Annotated in this window: 1 protein-coding gene; it reads right to left on the bottom strand. The window is 66.4% G+C overall.

Annotated features, from left to right (window positions below; genetic code table 11):
- A partial coding sequence (locus AC3WRI_RS32930; RefSeq protein ID WP_492295028.1) for an AMP-binding enzyme occupies positions 1-509 on the bottom strand: 509 nt, incomplete at both ends.

Here is a 509-nt window from a genome sequence, read left to right as displayed (position 1 = left end):
AGCTGCTCCAGGATGGCCGGATTCTCCAGCGTCGAGGTGTCCTGCGTGATCTCCTCGCCCTTGGCCAGCGACCGCAGCAGGCGCCGCATGATCTTGCCCGAGCGCGTCTTGGGCAGGTTGTCGCCAAAGCGGATGTCCTTGGGCTTGGCGATCGGGCCGATCTCCTTGCCGACCCAGTTGCGCAGCTCCGTCGCGATCTTGACGGCCTCTTCGCCAGTCGGACGCGAACGCTTGAGCACGACGAAGGCGCAGATGGCCTCGCCGGTCATGTCGTCGGGGCGGCCCACCACGGCGGCTTCAGCCACCAGCGGGTTGGACACCAGCGCGGACTCGATCTCCATCGTCCCCATGCGGTGGCCCGACACGTTCAGCACGTCGTCGATGCGGCCCATGATGGTGAAGTAGCCGGTGTCCTTGTCGCGGATCGAGCCGTCGCCGGCCAGGTAGAGCTTGCCGCCGAGCTCTTCGGGGAAGTAGCTCTTCCTGAAGCGCTCCGGATCGCCCCAGAT

The sequence above is a fragment of the Cupriavidus sp. FW305-27 genome (assembly GCF_058787995.1).
This window is presented reverse-complemented; position numbering and strand designations above follow the sequence as displayed.